Origin of the sequence: Pseudomonas sp. SK, from assembly GCF_012975065.1 — a bacterium.
Classification (GTDB): domain Bacteria; phylum Pseudomonadota; class Gammaproteobacteria; order Pseudomonadales; family Pseudomonadaceae; genus Aquipseudomonas; species Aquipseudomonas anuradhapurensis.
In genome coordinates this window covers 557,088-576,045 of record NZ_CP051857.1, presented here as the reverse complement: position 1 = coordinate 576,045, position 18,958 = coordinate 557,088, and the positions used below count along the sequence as shown (strand labels likewise).

Sequence of the window (18,958 nt, the reverse complement as noted above, 5' to 3'; positions counted from 1 at the left end):
GACCTACGACGAACGCGGTAGCTCACGGCATGAGTCATCTCAGGTTGCGGACGCCGGCTTTCACCGGCGCCAGCTTGACCAGAACCCCTGCACGGCGAAGGCATCACGCAGTTGCGCGGCGCCGATGCTGCGTTGCTCGGGGTTGAAGGCCAGCGCCGCGCGCAGGGCTGTCCAGGCCTTGCCCGGCATGCCGGGCGGCGCTTTGGCCGGCAACTGCATGCCTTGGTCGCGCGCCTTCAGCGACGGCAGCCGTTCGAACGGGTGGCGCCCGGTGACCAGCTCATACAGCACGCAAGCCACCGCATAGAGGTCGCTTGCACTGCTGGGCGTGCCACCCTCGAACAGCTCGGGCGCAGCGTAGGCCGGGGTCCAGGCCTCGAACCGCCCATGGCTCAGGTGCGGCAGCCCCGCCAGTGGGCCGTCCAGGGCCATGCCCAGACCGAAATCGAACAGGCGCAGGCCATCGTCGCTGAGCATTACGTTGCTGGGCTTGAGGTCACCGTGCACCACCCCCTGGCCATGCACGCAGGCCAGGGCGTCGAGCAGCGGCACGGCAATTTCGCGCACCTGCGCCCAGCCCAGCCCCAGTGGCTGGTCGCACAGCAGACGGTCCAACGACGCGCCCTGCATCAGTTCCATGGTGATGAAACCGCGCTCGCTCTGCGGGTCGACGGCGAAGCCTTGCAGCCGCACCAGGTTGGGGTGGCGCAGGCGGCTGGTCAGGGCGTACTCGTTGAACAACAGGGCGTTGGCATCGGGCGCCGTGGCCAGCTGGTCGCTCATCAGCTTCACCGCCAGCAGCGGCTGCGGGTCACCGAAACGCTCCTGCAGCAGGTCGCGGGCCCGGTACACCAGGCCCATGCCGCCGGCCCCGAGCAGCCGCTCGAGGCGATAACGCCCGGCCAGCACGCCGGGAATCGGCGGTAATGGCGTCGCCGTTGTCGGCGGCTGCGCGGCAGCTTGCGCGCGCCCTTTGCCACGCCGTTTGCGCCGCGCCTTGCCGGTGCGAGCGGGCTCCGGCTCACTGGCCTGGGTAAAAGCGAAATAGGTCGGCTCGCTGCCCCGCTCAAGGGCATCGAGCACATCGAGTGCGTCGCCGCTGCCAAGGTTCATCGGTGGATCACCACTGCAGTCAGGTTGTCTTTGGCTGCACCGCGCAAGGCGGTGTCGAACAGGCGTTGCAGGGCCTCGCCGGGCGAGGCGAGGTCCAGGGCGTGGCCCAGGCCGCCACTTTCCAGGCCGTCGTAGAGGCCATCGCTGCACAACAGGAATACATCGCGCGGCTGAGCTTCGAACTCCAGCACCTCCAGGGTCAGGCTGGCGCTGGCGCCGACGGCACGGGTCAGGGCCCGGGCCGAAGGGTGCACGCGGGCCTGCTCGGCGCTCATCCGCTGCTGGTCGATCAATTGCTGCTGCAGCGAGTGATCGCGGGTCAGCTGGTACAGGCGCTGGCCGCGCCAGAGGTAGCAGCGGCTGTCGCCGGCCCACACGCAGGCGCCACGGCGGCCTTCGAGCAGCAGGGTCACCACGGTGCTGCCGACAATACGGGCCTTGCCCTCGACACTCACCGTCAGTTCCTGGCCTAGCCGCCGGTTGATCCAATGCAAGCACTGGCGCACGGCGACCACGCGTTCGTCGAAGCTGCTGCCGGCCGGCAGTTCGGCCAGGCTCTCGACGATCATCTGGCTGGCGAGATCGCCGGCCTGATGCCCGCCCATGCCGTCGGCGACCGCCCACAGGCCATGCTGCGGGCAGTCGAGAAAGGCGTCCTCGTTGCGCGCCCGGACCTTGCCCGGGTCGGTGCGCGCAGCGCTGCGCCAGGGGGTGGCTGGCAGCATCACAGCTCCCCTGGCAGGCGGAAGCCGCGCAGCACGCTCATGTCGAACGGGTTCGGCGCGCGCTGGCTGGTCAGCAGGTAGTTGGCACGCATGCCGCCGACATTGGCCTTGAGCACCATGGTGTCGCGGCCCTTGAGATACTCGGCCTGCATCAGGTCGAGCAGGCGGAACAGCGACCATGGCCCACCATTCTTCTCCAGCGCCATCGGACGGCCGTTGAGCTGCTCCAGGGTCAGGCTGCTGTTACCGTCCTGGGCATCGGTCGGCCACTTCAGGCTGGTGGAAACGATCGGGCCATGGCGGTAGTCGATCACCGAATCGCCGAAGCGGAACTCTGCGCGGCTCACCGATGGGTCAAGGGTGTACGGCTCAAGCTTGAACTGCACCTGTGGCTCGTCGGGGTTCTGCGCGAAGAAGCTCTGGCGGATGACCTGGGCAGCGCTCATCTGGTCGAGGAATGCCTTGGTCATCGGCAGGCTCTGGCCGTCCAGGCTGCGCAGGCGGTAGCTGCCCGGTTCACCGCTGACGAAAGGACGCATGTAGGTGTCGAAGAAGCGGTCCGCCACCCCCTGGGCCTTGAAGAAGTCGCGGAAATCGCTGATCGCCACGTCGCTGGTGCCATGCGCGTTGAACGGGTAGCGCGACTCGATGGCGCGGCCGTAGAAGCTGTACAGCTCGTTCTGGTAGCGCTGGTTCAGGTAGGTGTAGGTGTCGTTGAGCACCATGCGCCAGATGTCGTCGGACAGCAGGTTGAACCAGCCGGCCACCGGACGCGGCAGGCGCACGGTGCCGTTGCGCAGGCTGCTCAGGGCATCACGTTGCCCGGCCATGCGGGCCTTGGCCATCTGGTACGAGGCTTCCTCGGCCTGGTTGGAACGGGCCAGGCTGGCCAGTTGCTGCTGCAGGTCGTTCAGCGCCTGCAGGGTCGGCGCCAGGTCGGGGCCGGGGCCATTGTTGTCATCGAGCAGCCGGTGCAGGGGTTCGAAGCGCCGCTGCAGGGCCATGCGTGCGGTGTCCGGCAGCGGTTTCCTGGCGAGGGCGTCGCGGGCCTTGTCGGCCACGGCGCCAGCAACCGCCGCACCACCCTTGCCGAGTTTCTTGGTAGCGGCGGCCTCGACGGCCGGGTTGCCCTCGTCTGCGGCCTCGGCCAGTACCGGGAAGCGAGTGTTCTCGCGCACCTCGGTGAGCAACAGCAGCAGCGGCGAGTTGGCGGCGGTAAGCGCCGATAGCTGGTCGGCGCCTTCACCGGCATCGCTGAACGGAATAAGCCCGACCTGGTTGATGGCCTCGCCCCAGTAGTTGGCATAGTCACGGAAGTACAACTGCTCCAGTTCGACCATCAGCCGGCGCATATCCATGTCGCTGATGCCGCGGCCCTCGCCCAGCACCCAGTTGTCGCGCAGGATATCGTTGACCAGGTTGGTGCCCTGCACGGAAAAGTACTGCTGGTAGCCCTGCGAGGTGTAGAAGCCGGGGATCGGGTAGTCGATGCCGACGAACTGGCTGGCCTGCGGTCCGAGCTGCTGGCTCAGGCGGTACTCCGGCAAGCTGCGTGCCTGCTCGCGCAGCACACGATAGACCACGCTGGCCAGGGACTCGGCGCGCAGCACCTGGCGCGCCTGGGCTACCAGGGTGTCGTTGAGCGGGTAGCTGAATGACTGGTTCAGCAGGCGCTCGAAGTGCGCGTTCAACCCTTCCTGCGCGGCGGTGTTGCCGTTGTAGCGCTGCGACCAGCCGGCCGCCACCCAGTCCTTGAGCCAGGCCTGGTCGCGGCGCTCGGGCAGGCCCAGCATCAGGTAGGCGCGCAGGCTGTTGAGCAGGCGCTCGCGGTTTTTCAGGTTGCTGCGGATCTGCCCTTCAACCATCTGCGCTACCCGTGGCAGCAAGACGGTTTCCAGTTCACGCTGATAGGCAGGCTGCAGTACTTCATTGGCCGGGGCGCCCTGGTACAGGCCACCGCGCTGCAACCAGGAGACATCGCCACTGGCCGGGAACACCCGCGTGGCCTGCCAGGCGCTATCCAGGGGCTTGAGCGCGGCCAGCGCATCGTCGCGGGCTTCCAGGCCGGTGTGTTGGCGCTGCCACTGGCGGCCCAGGTCGCGCACCTGCTCCAGGCGCTCGTGGTTGCCGGAGAAGCTGCCGGCCCAGAGCACGCCGAACAGCGCCAGTGCACCCAGCGCACCGAGATAGACAACCCGCTGGCCCCAGTGGATGCGGCGGCGTTCGCGCTGGTCGAGCCCGGCCAGGTCGTACTCGGGGAAAATCACCCGGCTGAACAGCTGCAGGATGAACCGCGAGCGCCCCTGGGGCGCGGCGCGGCCGGCCGTGCCGGGGTGGTAGCCGTTGTCGCTGTCGACCCTTGGCGCCTGGTGCGGCGCGCTGGTGAGGTAGAAGCCGCGCAACTGGCTGGCGCGCTGGTAGCGGTTGCCGGTGAAGGCGGCGTCGACGAACAGGCACAGCTGATCGCCGATACGCCCCAGCTGGTGCGGGAAGTCGAGGATCCGCGCGCGGCGCTGAGTGTTGCGCTCGTGGTGCATACGCTGGGTGACCTGGTCACCCAGGCGTTGCAGCAGGCCCTGGAATTCCTTGGCCAGCAGCTCGGTGTCGGCGCCGTTCTGGCCCTTGCCGAAGGTAATGCCGAATACCTGCTCGTTCTCTTCACGCGACTGCTGGTCGAAGAAGGCGTCGAAGCCTTGCAGGCGGTCGGTCTTGCTCAGCACCAGGTACACCGGCACCTCGACATGCAGGCGCAGGCGCAGCTCCTGCAAGCGTGAACGGACCTTCTGCGCCAGCTCGTTCACTGCCGCTTCACCACCAAGCAGGGTGTCCAGCGGCACGGTGACCACCACACCGTTGAGCGGGCGGTTACGCCGGCGCAGGCGTAACTGGTCGAGCAGCACGCGCCAGGCATGGCCGTCGACTTCGCTGTCGGCCTGGTTGAGGAAACGCCCGGCGGTATCCACCAGCACGGCCTGTTCGGCGAAATAGAAATCGCAGAAGTCGCCGCTGGAGGGATCACGCGCAAGCTTGCGCTCCAGGGCGTTGATCGGGAATTCCAGGCCCGAGTGGTCGATCAGGCTGGTCTTGCCCGCGCCCTGCGGGCCGAGAACCAGGTACCAGGGCAAGTCGCGGCGCCAGCGCTCGCTGCGCCCGCCGTACAGGCTCGAGTGCTTGAGGGTGGACAAGGCATGCTTGAAACGGGCCTTGATCTCCTTGCCCTCCTCGTCCATGCGCTCTTCACGCTCCAGGCGTTCGCGACCGCCCTCGCTCTCGAACTGCTCCTGCTTGCGCTGGTTGGCGCGCCAGCTGGCAAACACCATCCACAGGCCCCACACCAGGAACAGTACGCTGATGGTCAGCAGCCGCGCGGCAGCGTCTTCCCAGAACTTGTTGTCGGCCACCGCCAGCAACGGCCCGGCGAACCACACCAGCAGGGCCAGGGCGAGCACCAGCAACAGGCTCCAGACCCAGGTCCGGGCGAGGAAGGCGCCCACTTTCTTGAAAAGAATCTTCATCACAAGTCCTTGTGTCACGACCGCGGCTGGGTCGCTGTCTGCTCGAGCGTCTGGAAGGGTTGCAGGACGGCCGTGCGCTGCTCACCCAGCACCCAGGCAAAACCGGAATACATCACCACCAGGGAAACCAGGGTGAACAGCGCCACGCTCCACCACGGCACGATGCGCACCGGGCTGTTGCGCTGCCGGTCCAACCCTTCCCAGCGCGGCGACAGCTCGCGCGGCACGTCGCCACGCAGCTGGCGAATCTGCCGGTACAGCGCGTCGCGGATGCCTTCGAGTTCGGACATGCCGCGATCGATGACCCGGTACTTGCCCTCGAAGCCCAGGGACAGGCACAGGTACATCAGTTCGAGCATCGCCAGGTGCTTGACCGGGTTCTTGGACATGCGGTCGAGCAGCGCGAAGAACTTCTCGCCACCGAAGGTCTCGTTGTGGAAGGCGCTTAGCAGGCTCATCTGCGACCACTGGCTCTCGTTGCCCCATGGCGTGGTGACCACCGCCTCGTCGACCACGGTGCACAGCAGGTAGCGGGCCACCGTGACCTGGCCGTTCTCCACGCCCTCGTAGTGGGTCCGAGCCTCGAACGCACGTATACAGGCGCTCAAGCGTTCCTTGAGGTTGGCCAGGTCTTCCGCGGTGTCGCTGTGCTTGAGCCGCACCACTTCCGAGAGCAGCTCGCCGGCGGCGGCCACCAACGGGTTGAGGCCGACGTTGAAGCTGCCGCTGGCCGGCAGGCGCGCCGAATAGACCATGCGCTGTTCCAGCGGCTCGGCTCGCGCCGTGCTGCCCAGGGCGGTCAGCGCCTGCCCTTCCGGTGCCGAGCCATCCTGGTTGTACAGGACGGTCTTGTCGTCCTGCGGGTGTTCCATGTCCTTGCTCATGCTCAGTTCCTGATGGCCCAGAATTTCAGTTCGAGATCGGAGAACTCACTGGTGACGTGGAACGCGAAGCCACCGGAACCGTCCATCTTGGCGCGGTCCGCAGCGTCGAGTTCGACGATGAAGTAGGTCTTGTTGGCGTGGAACGGGATCTGCCGCGGCGCCACCGGCAGCGGTTTGACCTTGAGCCCCGGCAGGTGCAGGTTGACCAGCTGGCGGATGCGCTCCACCGGGCCGACCTTCAGGTGCGACGGCAGGCGCTGGCGCAGCGCTTCGGACTCGCAGTTGGCGCTGGCGGCCAGCACGAACGAGGCGGTGGTGAGCAGGCCCGGGTCGTGCAACGGCGACACCAGGATGCCGTACTGGCGCTGCTGCAGTTCCAGCTCGATGGCGTGCTGCTCGAGCACCATCGACAGCACCTGGCGGATCGACTCCATCAGCTTGCGGAAGCTCGCCCCCTGGTCGCTGTGCTGGTAGCGCGCATCCAGGCGCGGGCGCTTGGTGTCACTGGAAAAGGTCGCCAGGTCGCCAAGCATGACCAGGAAGGTGCGGTACAGCTCCTCGGGGTGCACCTGCTCCAGGTTCAGGTAATGGCGCAACAGCAGCTCGGTGCGGTTGATCAGTTGCAGCATCATGAAGTCCCCGACCTCGGCGCCGCCGACCTTGCCGTTGGAGCGGATACGCTCGGCCAGGGTGTCGCCGCGCAGTGCCAGCATGCTGATGACTTCCTTCAGGCACGACAGCAGGTATACCGATGAGTGGGTGCGGATGAACGTCGGCACGAATTCCGGATCGAGGCTGATGACCCCGTCTGGCGAGGTATCGAGGATCTCGCAGACCTTCAGCTTGACGTAGGCCTGGTCGGTCTGTTGCTCGCCCAGCAGCAGGCGGAAGTCAGGGCGTGCGCAATTGATCTGGCTACTGTTGTCGTCACCGGCGTTGGAGTCGGATACCTCCACCTCGTAGGTGGTGTAGCGGGTCAGCACGTCGGATTGCTCGGGGCGGCGCGCCTCAATGTGGTTGCCAGTAACCAGCGGCAGGGCCATGAAGATCGGCGTCGCGCCGGTGTTGGGCGGCACGTCCAGGGCCAGTGGCTCGCTGCTGCCGTCGAGCTCGAACAGGCTGCCGTCGGGCAGGATGCCGGCGGCGCGGCTGATCACCAGCTTGCCCATGTTGAGGAACTGCAAGTCGATCTCGAGGTTGATGAAGCCCCAGGTATAGGTGCCCAGCAGCTGGGTACGGGTCTTCATCTGGCTGTCGTAGTAGCGGTCGTTGTGCTGGAAGTGCTGAGGACGCAGCAGCATCCCCTCCTGCCAGACTACCTTGTGCACGTTCATGGGCGCTCACCCGCTTGTGCCACGGATGGCACGCCATTATGGATACCCGCCTGGTCCAGGTAGAGGTTGACAACCACGCGCTCGCCAGCGCGGATCGCCTGCACCCGGCGCCAGTGCGCCTGGTCGAGGTCGCGGTAGGCAGCCAGGATGCCGACGAAGCGGCTGTCAGGGTCGATGCTCAACTTGAGGGCCAGGGTCTCGCCCGGACGCAGTTCATGCTCCTCGCTGGCCACCATGTCCTGGGACAGGGTTTCCTTGGGGCGCTGGTACAGGCTGAAGAAGTCGCTGCTCTCGAAAGCCACCGGATGCTTGAGTTCGAACAGCCGTACCACCACTGGCGACGGCCGGCCGTTGATGTCGAGGTTGAGCTGGTCGGTGGCAGCGAGCGTCAGATCCAGCTTGGTCATGTGCGAGTACGGCGACAAGGCACTGCAACCGGCCAGCCAGGACAGGGCGGCCAGGGCCCAGGTCGCCCTGAACACCATGCGGGTGATGCGAATCATGGAAGTCATCCTTGCGGGTCGTGATGAAGGGAAGCGATCAGGCGCACCTGCTCTTCGTAGGTTCGGGCGAAATCCTTGACCAGCAGGCGCTCGCTCCAGTCCTCGTTGGCCATCAGGGCCTGGTGATAGCGCGCGTAGGATTTCCAGCGGCTGCTGAACGGCCCCTTGCGGCCCTGGCGTTCGAACTGCAGGGTCAGTTGCTCCGGGGCAAAATGCTCCAAGGTGCTGCGCAGGGCCTGGCGGCTGGCGCCGAGCATGGCCACCTGGTGCGCCTGCAGGTCACGGAAGGCCTGGGCCACGGCGTGTTCACCGGCCAACTGGCCGCCGCGCCGTGGCTTGAGCAGCTCGTCCAGCGCCTGGTCGGCATCCGGCGAAGCCTTGATCGGGTTGCGGCTGGCGCCCTGCGGCGTAGTCAGCGCCAGGCGCAACTCGTTCTTCAGCTCGCTGCGGGTGCGCAGGCTCTGCTGCAGCCCCGCGACGCTCTGGCGCAGCAGCGCGGCAGCCTGCACCGCCAAGTCCTCGCGGGCCTGCTCGTCGAGCTCGTCGAGGGCCACGCCCAGGGCCGCGCCGAAGCGCTTCCAGAAGGCGTCGCCACGTGCTTCGCGCGGCGCCGGCACGGCCACCGGCTCTGGCGTCGGGGCGGGCACCAGGGTCGGTACGATCAGGTTCTCCTGGTCGATTGGCGCATAGTCGGCGCGCTGACGGGCCGGCGCCTCCGGCATGGCCATGGCCACCAGCTCGTCGATGGGCTGCAGGCGGGTTTCTTCCTTGTCCAGTGCGCTGATCGGGTCGAGTTCGAGGAACGCATCGTCGGGGATGATGTTGGCCCCCGGCATACCCAGGCTGACGTCCAGGCCGGGCTCGGGATCGATCAGGCGCGCGCGCACCTCGACATCGCCCATGCGGTACACCGCGCCCTGCTCGATCCGGTAGGCCTCGCCCTTGCGCAACTGCGCGCCGCTGCTGGCCAGGCGAATGCCGTTGCTGCTGATATCTGTGAGGAAGAATGTGCCGTTATCGAAGGACACCTGGGCATGGTGGCTGGACAGGTGGCGCTTGTCGTCCTCGATGCACCAGTGGCAATCCCTGGCCCGGCCGATATCGCCACCGGCGCGGCCAAAGGTTTTGCTTGGCGCGTCGGTGCAGCCGTGCTGGCGTTTGTCGAGCAGTTCGAAAACCAGTTCCATGGTCAGGGCTCCTTGCGCTCAGTTGTCACGGTTGAGGGCCTGGGGATCTCCCAGGGGGCGGTAGCTGTCGTCGTCGAACTTGTAGTTGCCAGCACACCCTGCCAGGGTGAAAGCGGTAACCAGGGCCAGCAACGTGGCCCGCCAGTGACGGTGAGGCATTGAAACGACTCCATGTTCGAATGAGGCATGCGCCGCCAGCGGCGAGCCCGGGTTGGAATAGGTAAGTGTCGGGGTCATGCCGGTCAGCCCTCGCAATCGCCGATCTGGATGTTCAGGCGCCCCAGCCGGTACAGCAGGGTTCGCCGTGGCAGGCCGAGTTCGCGGGCCGCCAGGGTCTGGTTGCCGTCGTGCTTGCGCAGGCAGTCGAGCAGCAGGCTGCGCTCGACCTTCTCCAGGCGCTCGCGCAGGTTCAGCTCGCTGTCCTGCGGCGCTGGCTCGGCCAGGCTCAAGGCGAAGTGCCCCACCTCCAGTTCGTCGCCCTCGCACAGCAGCACTGCGCGCTCCACCAAACCCTTGAGTTCACGCACATTGCCTGGGAAGGCATAGCTTTCCAGGTGCTCGAGGGCGGCCTGGGACCAGCCCACCGGGCTGCGCTGGAAGAAGGCACAGGCCTTGTCGCAGAAATGCCGGGCCAATGTGATGACGTCACCACTGCGCTGGCGCAGCGGTGGCAGCTCGATGGGGAACTGCGCCAGGCGGTAATAGAGGTCTTCGCGAAACAGGCCGTCGCTGACCATCTGCACCAGGTCACGGTGGGTGGCGGCGATGATGCGCACGTCGATCTTGTGGGTGACGTTGGAGCCCAGCGGGCGGATCTCGCCTTCCTGCAACACGCGCAGCAGCTTGGCCTGCAGGGCCAGGGGCATGTCACCGATCTCGTCGAGCAGCAAGGTGCCGCCGTCGGCGGCGTCGAACAGCCCGGAGCGGTCGCGGTCGGCACCGGTGAACGCCCCCTTGCGATAGCCGAACAGTTCGCTTTCCAGCAGGGTTTCGGGGAAGGCCGCGCAGTTCTGCACCACGAACGCGCCGGAACGGCGCGGGCCGTAATCGTGGATAGCGCGTGCCACGAGCTCCTTGCCGGTGCCTGTCTCGCCGCGCAACAGCACGGTACAGGGGCTGTGCAGGACCTTGCTGATCATCTGGCAGGTCTGGGCCATGGCCGCGCTCTGACCGATCAGGCCGTAGCGGTTGGCGGCGACCGGCGCACGGCTGGCCGCAGGCGGTGGTGCCAGTGGCTGGCGCAGGCGGCGCAGCAGTTGCAGGTGGCCGATGGCAAAGCCGCCCAACTGGCCGAGGGAGTCGGCGAAGGCTTGCAGACCGCCGCGTTCGCGGTTCACGCACAGCAACACGCCGACCACCTGCTGCTGCGCAGTCAGCAGCGGCACCGCCAGCAGTGCCTGCCAGGGGGTCGGCTGGCTCGGCAGGAAACAGGTGTCGAACAGGCTGGCAGAGAGGTCGGCGATGTTCACCACGCGGTTCTGGCACAGGGCGAACTGCAACAGCTGCTCGCCGTTGTAATCGGCCGGCAGGCTGGCGCAATCGGGTGCCAGCAACTGCCCGTCGAGCCAGGCGGCTTCCAGCCCGAGCCGGGTATGGGTCGAGTCGAGCAGGTACAGTTGCACCAGCGCGCAGCCGCTGAGCCCGGCCACAGCCTGCACCAGTGCCTGCAGCAGACACCGGTCGTCCGCCGCGCGGGCCAGCTCGGTGAAGGTGCCCAGCAGCGATTCGGCGTAGGCCAGCGGGTGGGGCACGTGCGTGAACATCACCCCCACCTCAGGCAAACTCGCAGATCACGCCGGCATCCCCATCGAGGGTGGCGTGCACGCGGCTGATCGCCTCGCCACTGGCCATGGCGTCGAGCAGGCGGTCGGCCACCTTGGGCAACACATGGGTGTCGATCAGGTGGTCGATCAGGCGCGCGCCACTTTCGCTCTGGCGGCAACGCTCGGCCAGGTGGTCCACCAGCGCCTGGCAGTGGCTGAACGCCAGTTGTCGACGCTGCAGGCGCTCGCCCAGGCGACCCAGCTTGATCTCGATCAGCTCGCGCAGCACCGGGCCGCCCACCGGGTAGTACGGCACCACGCGCATGCGCGCCAGCAGCGCCGGCTTGAAGTGACGGCTGAGCACCGGCCGGATGTGCTGTTCGAGCAAATCGGCATCAGGCCGCTCGCCGTTTTCACAAAGCGCGCTGATCTGCTCGCTGGCCAGGTTCGAGGTCATCAGGATCAGGGTGTTGCGAAAATCGATCTGGCGCCCTTCGCCATCGTTGGCCACGCCCTTGTCGAAGATCTGGTAGAACAGGTTGAGCACGTCCGGATCGGCCTTCTCCACCTCGTCCAGCAATACCACCGAGTAGGGCTTCTGGCGCACCGCCTCGGTGAGCATGCCGCCCTCGCCATAACCAACGTAGCCGGGCGGCGCGCCGATCAGGCGCGAGACGGTGTGCTTCTCCTGGAACTCGGACATGTTGATGGTGGTGATAAAGCGGTCGCCGCCGTACAGCAGGTCGGCCAGCGCCAGCGCGGTTTCGGTCTTGCCGACGCCGCTGGGGCCGACCAACAGGAATACCCCGACCGGCGCATCGGGCTTGTTCAGGCCGGCCGCCGTGGCGCGCATGGCGCGGTTCAGCGCGTGCACGGCCTGTTCCTGGCCGCGGATGCGGGCGCGCAGGTCGTCGGCGAAGCTGATCACCTTGGCATTGTGTTCACGTGCCAGCTGGCTCAGGGGGACACCCGTCCAGGCGCTGATTACCTCAGCCACCAGGCGCGGGCACACTTCAGCACTGACCAGGCGCTCTGCGGCTTGCGCATCGAGCAAGGCTTGATGGGTTTCGGCCAGGCGCTGCTGGAGCTGTTCGCGGCTCTCGCCGACCACGGCTTCCTCGCCCTCCTCCACATCGCCTTGCGCTGGCGCCTCGATGGGGGCATTGGCGACCTGCTGGCGCAGCTCCAGCACCTGTTCGGCCAGCTCGCGCTGACGGGCCCAGCGCGCGGCCAGTTGGGCCTCCTGTTGCCGGGCTTCGGCCAGGCGCTGCTCCAGGCGCTCGAAGGCTTCCTGATCGATTGGCAGCCCCGCCACAGCATCGCGCTGCAGGGCGTTGCGCTGGCGTTCCCCCTCGGCCAGTTCGGCACGCAAGCGCTCGAGGGCATCCGGCGCCGCAGCCAGGCTGATGCGCACGCGGGCGCAGGCAGTGTCGAGCACGTCGACGGCCTTGTCGGGCAATTGCCGGCCGGTCAGGTAACGCGCCGACAGCTCGGCAGCGGCGACTACCGCGTCGTCGCGCAGGTAGATGCCGTGGCTCTTCTCGTAGAGCTGGGCCAGGCCACGCAGGATGGTCACTGCCTCCGCTACGGTCGGTTCATGCAGTTGCACCGGCTGGAAGCGACGGGCAAGGGCCGGGTCCTTCTCGAAGTATTTCTTGTATTCGGCCCAGGTGGTTGCGGCAATGGTGCGCAGTTCGCCTCGCGCCAGCGCCGGCTTGAGCAGGTTGGCGGCATCCGAGCCACCGGCGGTGCCGCCCGCGCCGATTAGCGTATGGGCTTCGTCGATGAACAGGATGACCGGGCGCGGTGCGGCCTTGACCTCATCGATGACGCCCTTGAGGCGTCGTTCGAACTCGCCCTTGACGCTGGCCCCGGCCTGCAGCAGGCCCATGTCCAGAGCCAGCAGGTCGATGCCTTGCAGGGCCGGCGGCACTTCGCCGGCGACGATGCGTGCAGCCAGGCCTTCGACCACGGCGGTCTTGCCCACGCCCGCCTCGCCGACCACGATCGGGTTGTTCTTGCGGCGCCGGGCCAGGATATCGATCATCTGCCGGATCGACGCATCGCGGCACAGTACCGGGTCGAGTTTGCCGTCGCGGGCCTGCTGCGTGAGGTTGTGGGTGAAGCGCTGCAGCATCGACTCGCCCTGGGGCGCGCCGGCAGCCTTCGGCGCAGCTGGCGATTGCGACAGCGCGTAGCCTTTTAGGCGTTCGATATCCAGGCCGGCCAGCAGCTTGTGGTAGCGGCTGCCAGCATAGCGCAGTGGGTTGCGCAGCAGGCCGAGGATCAATGCGGCCTGGTCGACCTGGCTCTGGCCCAGTTCGAGGTTGGAGACCAGCAACGCATCCTGCAGCCATTGCACCAGCTCTGTCGCAAACACCGGGTTGCGAGTTGCGCTGTGCTCGACATTTGGCTGCAGCGCGGAGCGAAACTCGCCGGCGTCGACCGCGGCATCCTGCAGGGCACGCTGCAACAGGCTGTCGCTGCGTTCGAGCAACCCCAGCAGCAGGTCCTCCACCAGCACCTTGCTGCCACCACGGGCCACGCAGCGCTCGGCGGAGCGCTCCAGGTCACGGCGGCTGTCGGCGTCCAGGGCCTGGACGAGTTGTTGCAGGTCTACGTTGATCATGGCCATTGGTCCTTAATGAATTTTGCTTCCCAGGGTCACCACGCCATCGGCGCGTTCGCGACCCAGCCAACTGGTCCAGCCCAGGTGGCAGACATTCTGTTCACCGATACGCAGCTCGCGGATTTCTTCGCGGCGCAGCTCCAGGCGGATGTCGTAGTCGAGTGGGTCGCGCAGGGTGAAGCGCGTCAGCGCGCACAGCGGTTGGTAGCCGAAGCCGATCGGCAGGAATTCGTGAAAGCGCTGCCAGTCCAGTTCGGTGATGTGGATGCGGAACTTGCCGCTGCGGTCGCGCACGCGCTCGCCGAGCACGGCGTCCTCGCCCAGCAGGCTATTGGCCAGGCCCAGGCGGTTGCACTGTTCCTCGAGGATGTCCACGCGCCGCTCCAGGCATTGCTCGATGACCAGGTCGGCGTGCTTGAAGTAGTAGCGCAGCACGGCCTCGATCAGCGCTGCCGAGTGGGCACGCAGGCTGAGCACACCCAGGTACGGCAGCAGTCGCTTCCAGTTCAGTTCCTTGGCATGGCGAATCTGGTCGCCGCCCAGACCGATCAGGGCGAACAGGTGCGACGAGAATCCATCCAGGGCGCCGCTCTCGAAACTGGCGCGGTAGCGGTACTTGCGCCAGATCGGTAGCAACAGGCGTTGCAGGCGGTGGTGGAACAGGTCGAGGAACATCCGCGTGGGGTTGCCATCCTCGTTGTCGCCCAGCGCCTGCTCGCCATAGAACGCCGGCAGCGGCGAGCTGGAGCCGACCAGGCCGATCAGGTTGAAGCGCATGCGCGCGCGCAGCCGACCATGCTCATGGAAGAACTCGATGCGGTCGACGTCGCTGCCGGGAAAACCCAGGCTGGGGTTGGCCTGGAACTCCACCAAGTCATAGAGTTCCTCGTCCTCCAGGTATGGATAGGCCTCGCGCAGCTGCTCCAGCACCAGCAGCACGGCCTGGAATAGCGAGTACTCGCGGATGCTCCGGCTCAGCCGGCTTACAGCAGCGGTTGCAGGCCCATGCGTGGTGTCCATTGGTACACCTCCCCCTGTGTGCTTTTCACCCGCAACTCGTGGTACGAGTTGAGGCTGGCGTAGAGCGCGAAGAACTCATTGAGCACCGAGGCGAAGACGAACAGGTCGCCCTCGCCAATGTAGCCCTCCGGATCAATGGTCAGCTCGGTGCGCAGACCGCGCAGCGGCAAGCCGCGGTGCAGGCGGTCGACATGCTGGTGGCGGATCGACTTGAGCCCGCCAAGCAGGCGTCGGCTGACCTTTTCCGCGTGCTGGTCGTAGTAGCGCGGCAGGTCGTAGGTTTCGAGGATCACCTTGAGCGCGTCGACGTCGGCCAGCGACAGGTAGTTCAGCGACATGTTGCTGATCAGCTTCCACAGGAAGTCGCGGTTCAGCGGCGGCGCGTAGCTGGCGGTGACCGGCGTGATGTTGCGGAAGGAGAGAAACTCGGGCGTCTCCTCGCTGAGCATGCAGATGTCGCCGAGCTTGAGCCGGCGCGGCAGGTTCTGGTTGGTGCAGGTCAGCTCGATCGACAGCGTCTCGTGCGACTCGGCCTGGTGCACGCCAAAGCTCAGGTAGGTGTCCAGGCCGTCGTGCAACAGCGAGGAACGCTGGCGGATGCTGTAGTGCGGGCGATTCTCCGGCACGTCGAAGCTGGCGTCGTGTTCGAACGACTCGAACGGCACGTAATTCTGGTAACCCAGCCCGCCCGGGCTCCAACCGGTCACGCCGTCGACCGAGAACACCCCGCAGTGCTCGGGGTCGAGTTCTGCCGGGAGCAGCAGGTACTCGTCCTGCTTGCCGTCCAGGCGAATCGGCAGCGCATCATGCTTGAACAGGTTGGTGATCGGCGTGCAGTACAGCTTGACGTTGTCCAGGGTCGGGCGCAGCCGCTGGGCCTCGCCACGGCGGATGTCGAAACGCAGCTCGACGCCGTGCACTTGCTTGAGGGTTTCCTCCGGCAGGCTCTGCAGCACCTCCAGGCCACTGACGTCGACAAACAGGAACTTGTCCTGGAAGGCGAAGTACTCCTGCAGGAAGCGGTAGCCACGGAACGTGTTCAGCGGATAGGGAACCAGCGCTTCTTCCTCGGCGAAGCCCACTGGGTGCACCTTGGTCGCTGGCGCGCGCAGCAGCAGCGGCTCGCCCTTGACGTTGAGCATCGGCTTGCCGTGGCTGTCCAGCGGCATCAGCTCGACCCCGGCCAGGCTGCGCAGCAGGCTCAGGTAGAGCATCTGGCTGATGTAGCGCTCGCCGGCCAGGTGCAGGCGCAGCCTGGCGAGCTTCACGTCGCCGAGGTTGCCGTCGCAGTTCATCTCCAGGCGCAAGCTCAGCAGCGCGCCCTGGCCATTGAGCGAGTAGTTCAGCGCGCTAAGGCGCAGGGGCAGCACATCGGTCGGGTAGCAGGTGCGAAAGCGGCAGCGGACGCCATCGATCGGCTTGCCTTCCACCGGTGTGTCACGCGCCACCCGCAGGGCCGGCCCGGCCTGGCGCAGCGGGTCGAACTGGAGGATGCTGAAGGCCGGTAGCGGGCGCATGTAGTTAGGCCACAGCAGGTGCATCAACGAGTGGGTGAGCTCGGGCAGCTCGTCATCAAGCTTCTGCCGAAGGCGGCCGGTGAGGAAGGCAAAGCCCTCGAGCAGGCGCTCGACGTCCGGGTCGCGCCCAGCCTGGCCGAGGAATGGCGCCAGCGCCGGGCTGCGCTCGGCAAAGCGCCGCCCTAGCTGGCGCAGCGCTGTCAGCTCGCTTTGGTAGTAGTAGTTGAAGGACATCCGTCGTTCCGCCTGAATTCAGATCTCGAGTACCGCCAGTGACGCAGGGTTCGGGTAATCCAGGGCTATGGGAGGCGCGACATCGTTAGTCTCCTTGACTGACACTGACTTGCCCGCTGCCATCCAGGCGCGCGGCAAAACTGACAGAGCGCCTGATGCCGTCCACCTCAAGCTGGCCTTCGATACTGAAAGCCAGCTTGAGCTGATCGTGACCACGCGGCCTGGAAATCACCCGGACATCGGACAGGCGCGGCTCGTAGGCCTCAATGAAGTGCTCAATGGCCCGACGGGCCTGGCTGAGCGCATCATGAAGACTCAGGCGCATGTCGTTGAGGTCCGGCAACCCGTAGTCGGCAAGCGTTTGCACGCTGCCGGCCCGGGTGCTGAGCATCTTCGCCAGATGAGCAGCCACGGAAGCCATCGCGGCGTCTTCACGCCGCCAGTTGGCACGCTGGTCGGACTCGCCGCTCAAGCGTTCGAACAGGCTTCCGTAGCCACCCATCATCGACGCTTACTCCTTGTCCAGCTTGCCGACCAGCGACAGGGTGAAATCGGCGCCCATGTACTTGAAGTGCGGACGCACGTTCAGGCTGACGCGGTACCAGCCCGGCTCACCTTCCACATCGCTGACGATCACCTGGGCGGCGCGCAGGGGGCGACGGCCACGCACTTCGGCGCTCGGGTTCTCCTGGTCGGCCACGTACTGGCGGATCCACTTGTTCAGCTCCAGCTCCAGGTCGGTGCGTTCCTTCCAGGAGCCCAGCTGCTCGCGCTGCAGGACCTTGATGTAGTGGGCCAGGCGGTTGACGATCATCATGTACGGCAGCTGGGTGCCCAGCTTGTAGTTCAGCTCGGCGGTCTTGCCTTCGGCACTGATGCCGAAGAACTTCGGCTTCTGTGCCGAGTTGGCCGAGAAGAACGCCGCGTTGTCGCTGCCCTTGCGCATGGTCAGGGCGATGAAGCCCTCCTCGGCCAGCTCGTATTCGCGACGGTCCGACACCAGCACTTCGGTCGGGATCTTGGTCTCGATCTCGCCCATGCTCTCGAAGTGGTGCAGCGGCAGGTCTTCCACCGCGCCACCGCTCTGCGGGCCGATGATGTTCGGGCACCAGCGGAACTTGGCGAAGCTGTCGGTCAGTTTGGTACCGAAGGCATATGCGGTGTTGCCCCACAGGTAGTGCTCGTGACTGTTGGCCACGGTTTCCTTGTAGACGAACGACTTGACCGGGTTTTCTTCCGGATCGTACGGGTTGCGCAGCAGGAAGCGCGGTACGGTCAGGCCGATGTAGCGGGCGTCCTCGGACTCACGGAAGCTCTGCCACTTGGTGAACTGCGGCCCTTCGAAGTGATCCTTCAGGTCCTTGAGGTCCGGCAGGCCAGTGAAGCTTTCCAGGCCGAAGAATTTCGGGCCGGCAGCCGCAATGAACGGTGCGTGGGCCATGCAGGCGACGCTGGAGACGTACTGCATCAGCTTGACGTCCGGCGAGCTCGGCGACAGGTAGTAGTTGGCAATGACTGCGCCGACCGGCTGGCCACCGAACTGGCCGTACTCGGCGGTGTAGATGTGCTTGTACAGGCCGGCCTGCATCACTTCCGGCGAGTCTTCGAAGTCGTCCAGCAGGTCCTGCTTGGAGACGTTGAGAATCTCGATCTTGATGTTCTCGCGGAAGTTGGTGCGATCGACCAGCAGCTGCAGGCCTCGCCAGGCCGATTCCATGGCCTGGAAGTCCGGGTGGTGGAGGATCTCGTCCATCTGGCGGCTGAGCTTGGCGTCGATCTCGGCGATCATGCGATCGACCAGCGCCTTCTTGACCGGCTCCCCGTCGTTCTGCGGCTTGAGCAACTCTTCGATGAAGGCCGACACGCCGCGCTTGGCAATGTCGTAGGCTTCGTCGTCCGGCGTCAGGCGGGTTTCGGCAATGATACTGTCGAGAATGCTGAATTCGCTGTTCTCGGCGCTCTGTTGTTGTGCGGCGGTGCTCATGGCAATTAGCTTCCTTGACTAGGGGATTCAGGCGTCTGGCTGGGCGTTCAGGCCAAGCTCACCGAGCACACGCTCGCGCGACTCACTGTCAGCCAGCACGCCCTCGATGGCCTTGCGGAACGCCGGGGCATTGCCCAGCGGGCCCTTGAGGGCGACCAGCGCTTCACGCAGCTCCATCAGCTTCTTGAGCTCAGGCACCTGCTCGACCAGGCTGGCCGGGTTGAAGTCCTTCATGGTGTTGACGCGCAGGCTGACCGCCAGCTCTTCACCTTCAGTGCCTTCCTGCAGGCGGTTGGGCACGGCCAGGGTCATGCTCAGTTCCTGTTTGGCCAGTACCTCGTCGAAGTTCATTTTGTCGATGCTGATCGGCTTGCGGTCTTCGATCTTGCGATCGTCGGCGCGCAGCGTGTAGTCACCGATCGCCAGTAGTTTCAACGGCAGTTCAATCTCTTCCTGAGCCCCACCGGTGGCGGGTTTGAAGGTGACGTTGATGCGTTCCTTGGGTGCTACCGAGCCTTCTTTGGCCATTGGTTTTCTCCTTGAGGGTTAT

General features: G+C 66.0%; 15 protein-coding genes. All 15 read right to left on the bottom strand.

Annotation, left to right across the window (positions count from 1 at the left end):
* Window positions 1-60: 60 nt before the first annotated feature.
* On the bottom strand, window positions 61-1,113 hold the full coding sequence (locus HG549_RS02590; protein ID WP_170028019.1) for a serine/threonine-protein kinase: 1,053 nt from the start codon (window positions 1,111-1,113) through the stop codon (window positions 61-63).
* The gene (locus HG549_RS02585; protein ID WP_170028018.1) at window positions 1,110-1,838 is read right to left on the bottom strand and encodes a PP2C family serine/threonine-protein phosphatase; all 729 of its coding nucleotides are present in this window, start codon (window positions 1,836-1,838) and stop codon (window positions 1,110-1,112) included. Before HG549_RS02585 ends, HG549_RS02590 begins: the two co-directional genes overlap by 4 nt.
* On the bottom strand, window positions 1,838-5,353 hold the full coding sequence (gene tssM / locus HG549_RS02580; protein ID WP_170028017.1) for a type VI secretion system membrane subunit TssM: 3,516 nt from the start codon (window positions 5,351-5,353) through the stop codon (window positions 1,838-1,840). Before tssM ends, HG549_RS02585 begins: the two co-directional genes overlap by 1 nt.
* A 14-nt stretch (window positions 5,354-5,367) precedes the next feature.
* A complete protein-coding gene (gene icmH / locus HG549_RS02575; protein WP_170028016.1) occupies window positions 5,368-6,237 on the bottom strand; it encodes a type IVB secretion system protein IcmH/DotU in 870 nt (289 codons plus the stop codon).
* Between the two features lie 2 nt (window positions 6,238-6,239).
* A complete protein-coding gene (tssK, locus tag HG549_RS02570) occupies window positions 6,240-7,571 on the bottom strand; it encodes a type VI secretion system baseplate subunit TssK (protein ID WP_170028015.1) in 1,332 nt (443 codons plus the stop codon).
* Window positions 7,568-8,074, bottom strand: a complete 507-nt coding sequence (gene tssJ / locus HG549_RS02565; RefSeq protein ID WP_170028014.1) for a type VI secretion system lipoprotein TssJ — start codon at window positions 8,072-8,074, stop codon at window positions 7,568-7,570. Before tssJ ends, tssK begins: the two co-directional genes overlap by 4 nt.
* A gap of 5 nt (window positions 8,075-8,079) precedes the next feature.
* Window positions 8,080-9,261: a type VI secretion system-associated FHA domain protein TagH gene (gene tagH / locus HG549_RS02560; protein WP_170028013.1), complete on the bottom strand. Its 1,182-nt coding sequence runs from the start codon at window positions 9,259-9,261 to the stop codon at window positions 8,080-8,082.
* 18 nt (window positions 9,262-9,279) lie between these two features.
* Window positions 9,280-9,420 carry a type VI secretion protein gene (locus tag HG549_RS02555; RefSeq protein ID WP_170028012.1) on the bottom strand — a complete coding sequence of 47 codons (141 nt, stop codon included), beginning with the start codon at window positions 9,418-9,420 and terminating at the stop codon, window positions 9,280-9,282.
* Window positions 9,421-9,503: 83 nt separating this feature from the next.
* Window positions 9,504-11,024: a sigma 54-interacting transcriptional regulator gene (locus HG549_RS02550; RefSeq protein WP_170028011.1), complete on the bottom strand. Its 1,521-nt coding sequence runs from the start codon at window positions 11,022-11,024 to the stop codon at window positions 9,504-9,506.
* A 10-nt stretch (window positions 11,025-11,034) separates the two neighbouring features.
* Window positions 11,035-13,659, bottom strand: a complete 2,625-nt coding sequence (tssH, locus tag HG549_RS02545) for a type VI secretion system ATPase TssH (RefSeq protein WP_170028010.1) — start codon at window positions 13,657-13,659, stop codon at window positions 11,035-11,037.
* A gap of 6 nt (window positions 13,660-13,665) precedes the next feature.
* On the bottom strand, window positions 13,666-14,673 hold the full coding sequence (gene tssG, locus HG549_RS02540; RefSeq protein ID WP_170028009.1) for a type VI secretion system baseplate subunit TssG: 1,008 nt from the start codon (window positions 14,671-14,673) through the stop codon (window positions 13,666-13,668).
* Entirely contained in the window at window positions 14,637-16,424 is a 1,788-nt protein-coding gene (gene tssF, locus HG549_RS02535; RefSeq protein ID WP_170028008.1) for a type VI secretion system baseplate subunit TssF, read from the bottom strand. Before tssF ends, tssG begins: the two co-directional genes overlap by 37 nt.
* 85 nt (window positions 16,425-16,509) lie before the next feature.
* Window positions 16,510-16,926 (bottom strand): type VI secretion system baseplate subunit TssE, encoded by a 417-nt coding sequence (tssE, locus tag HG549_RS02530; RefSeq protein WP_170028007.1) that lies wholly within the window; start codon window positions 16,924-16,926, stop codon window positions 16,510-16,512.
* Window positions 16,927-16,935: 9 nt separating this feature from the next.
* Window positions 16,936-18,408, bottom strand: coding sequence for a type VI secretion system contractile sheath large subunit (gene tssC / locus HG549_RS02525; protein ID WP_170028006.1), 1,473 nt, complete (start codon window positions 18,406-18,408; stop codon window positions 16,936-16,938).
* A gap of 27 nt (window positions 18,409-18,435) precedes the next feature.
* Window positions 18,436-18,936 carry a type VI secretion system contractile sheath small subunit gene (gene tssB, locus HG549_RS02520; RefSeq protein ID WP_170028005.1) on the bottom strand — a complete coding sequence of 167 codons (501 nt, stop codon included), beginning with the start codon at window positions 18,934-18,936 and terminating at the stop codon, window positions 18,436-18,438.
* Window positions 18,937-18,958 lie beyond the last annotated feature (22 nt).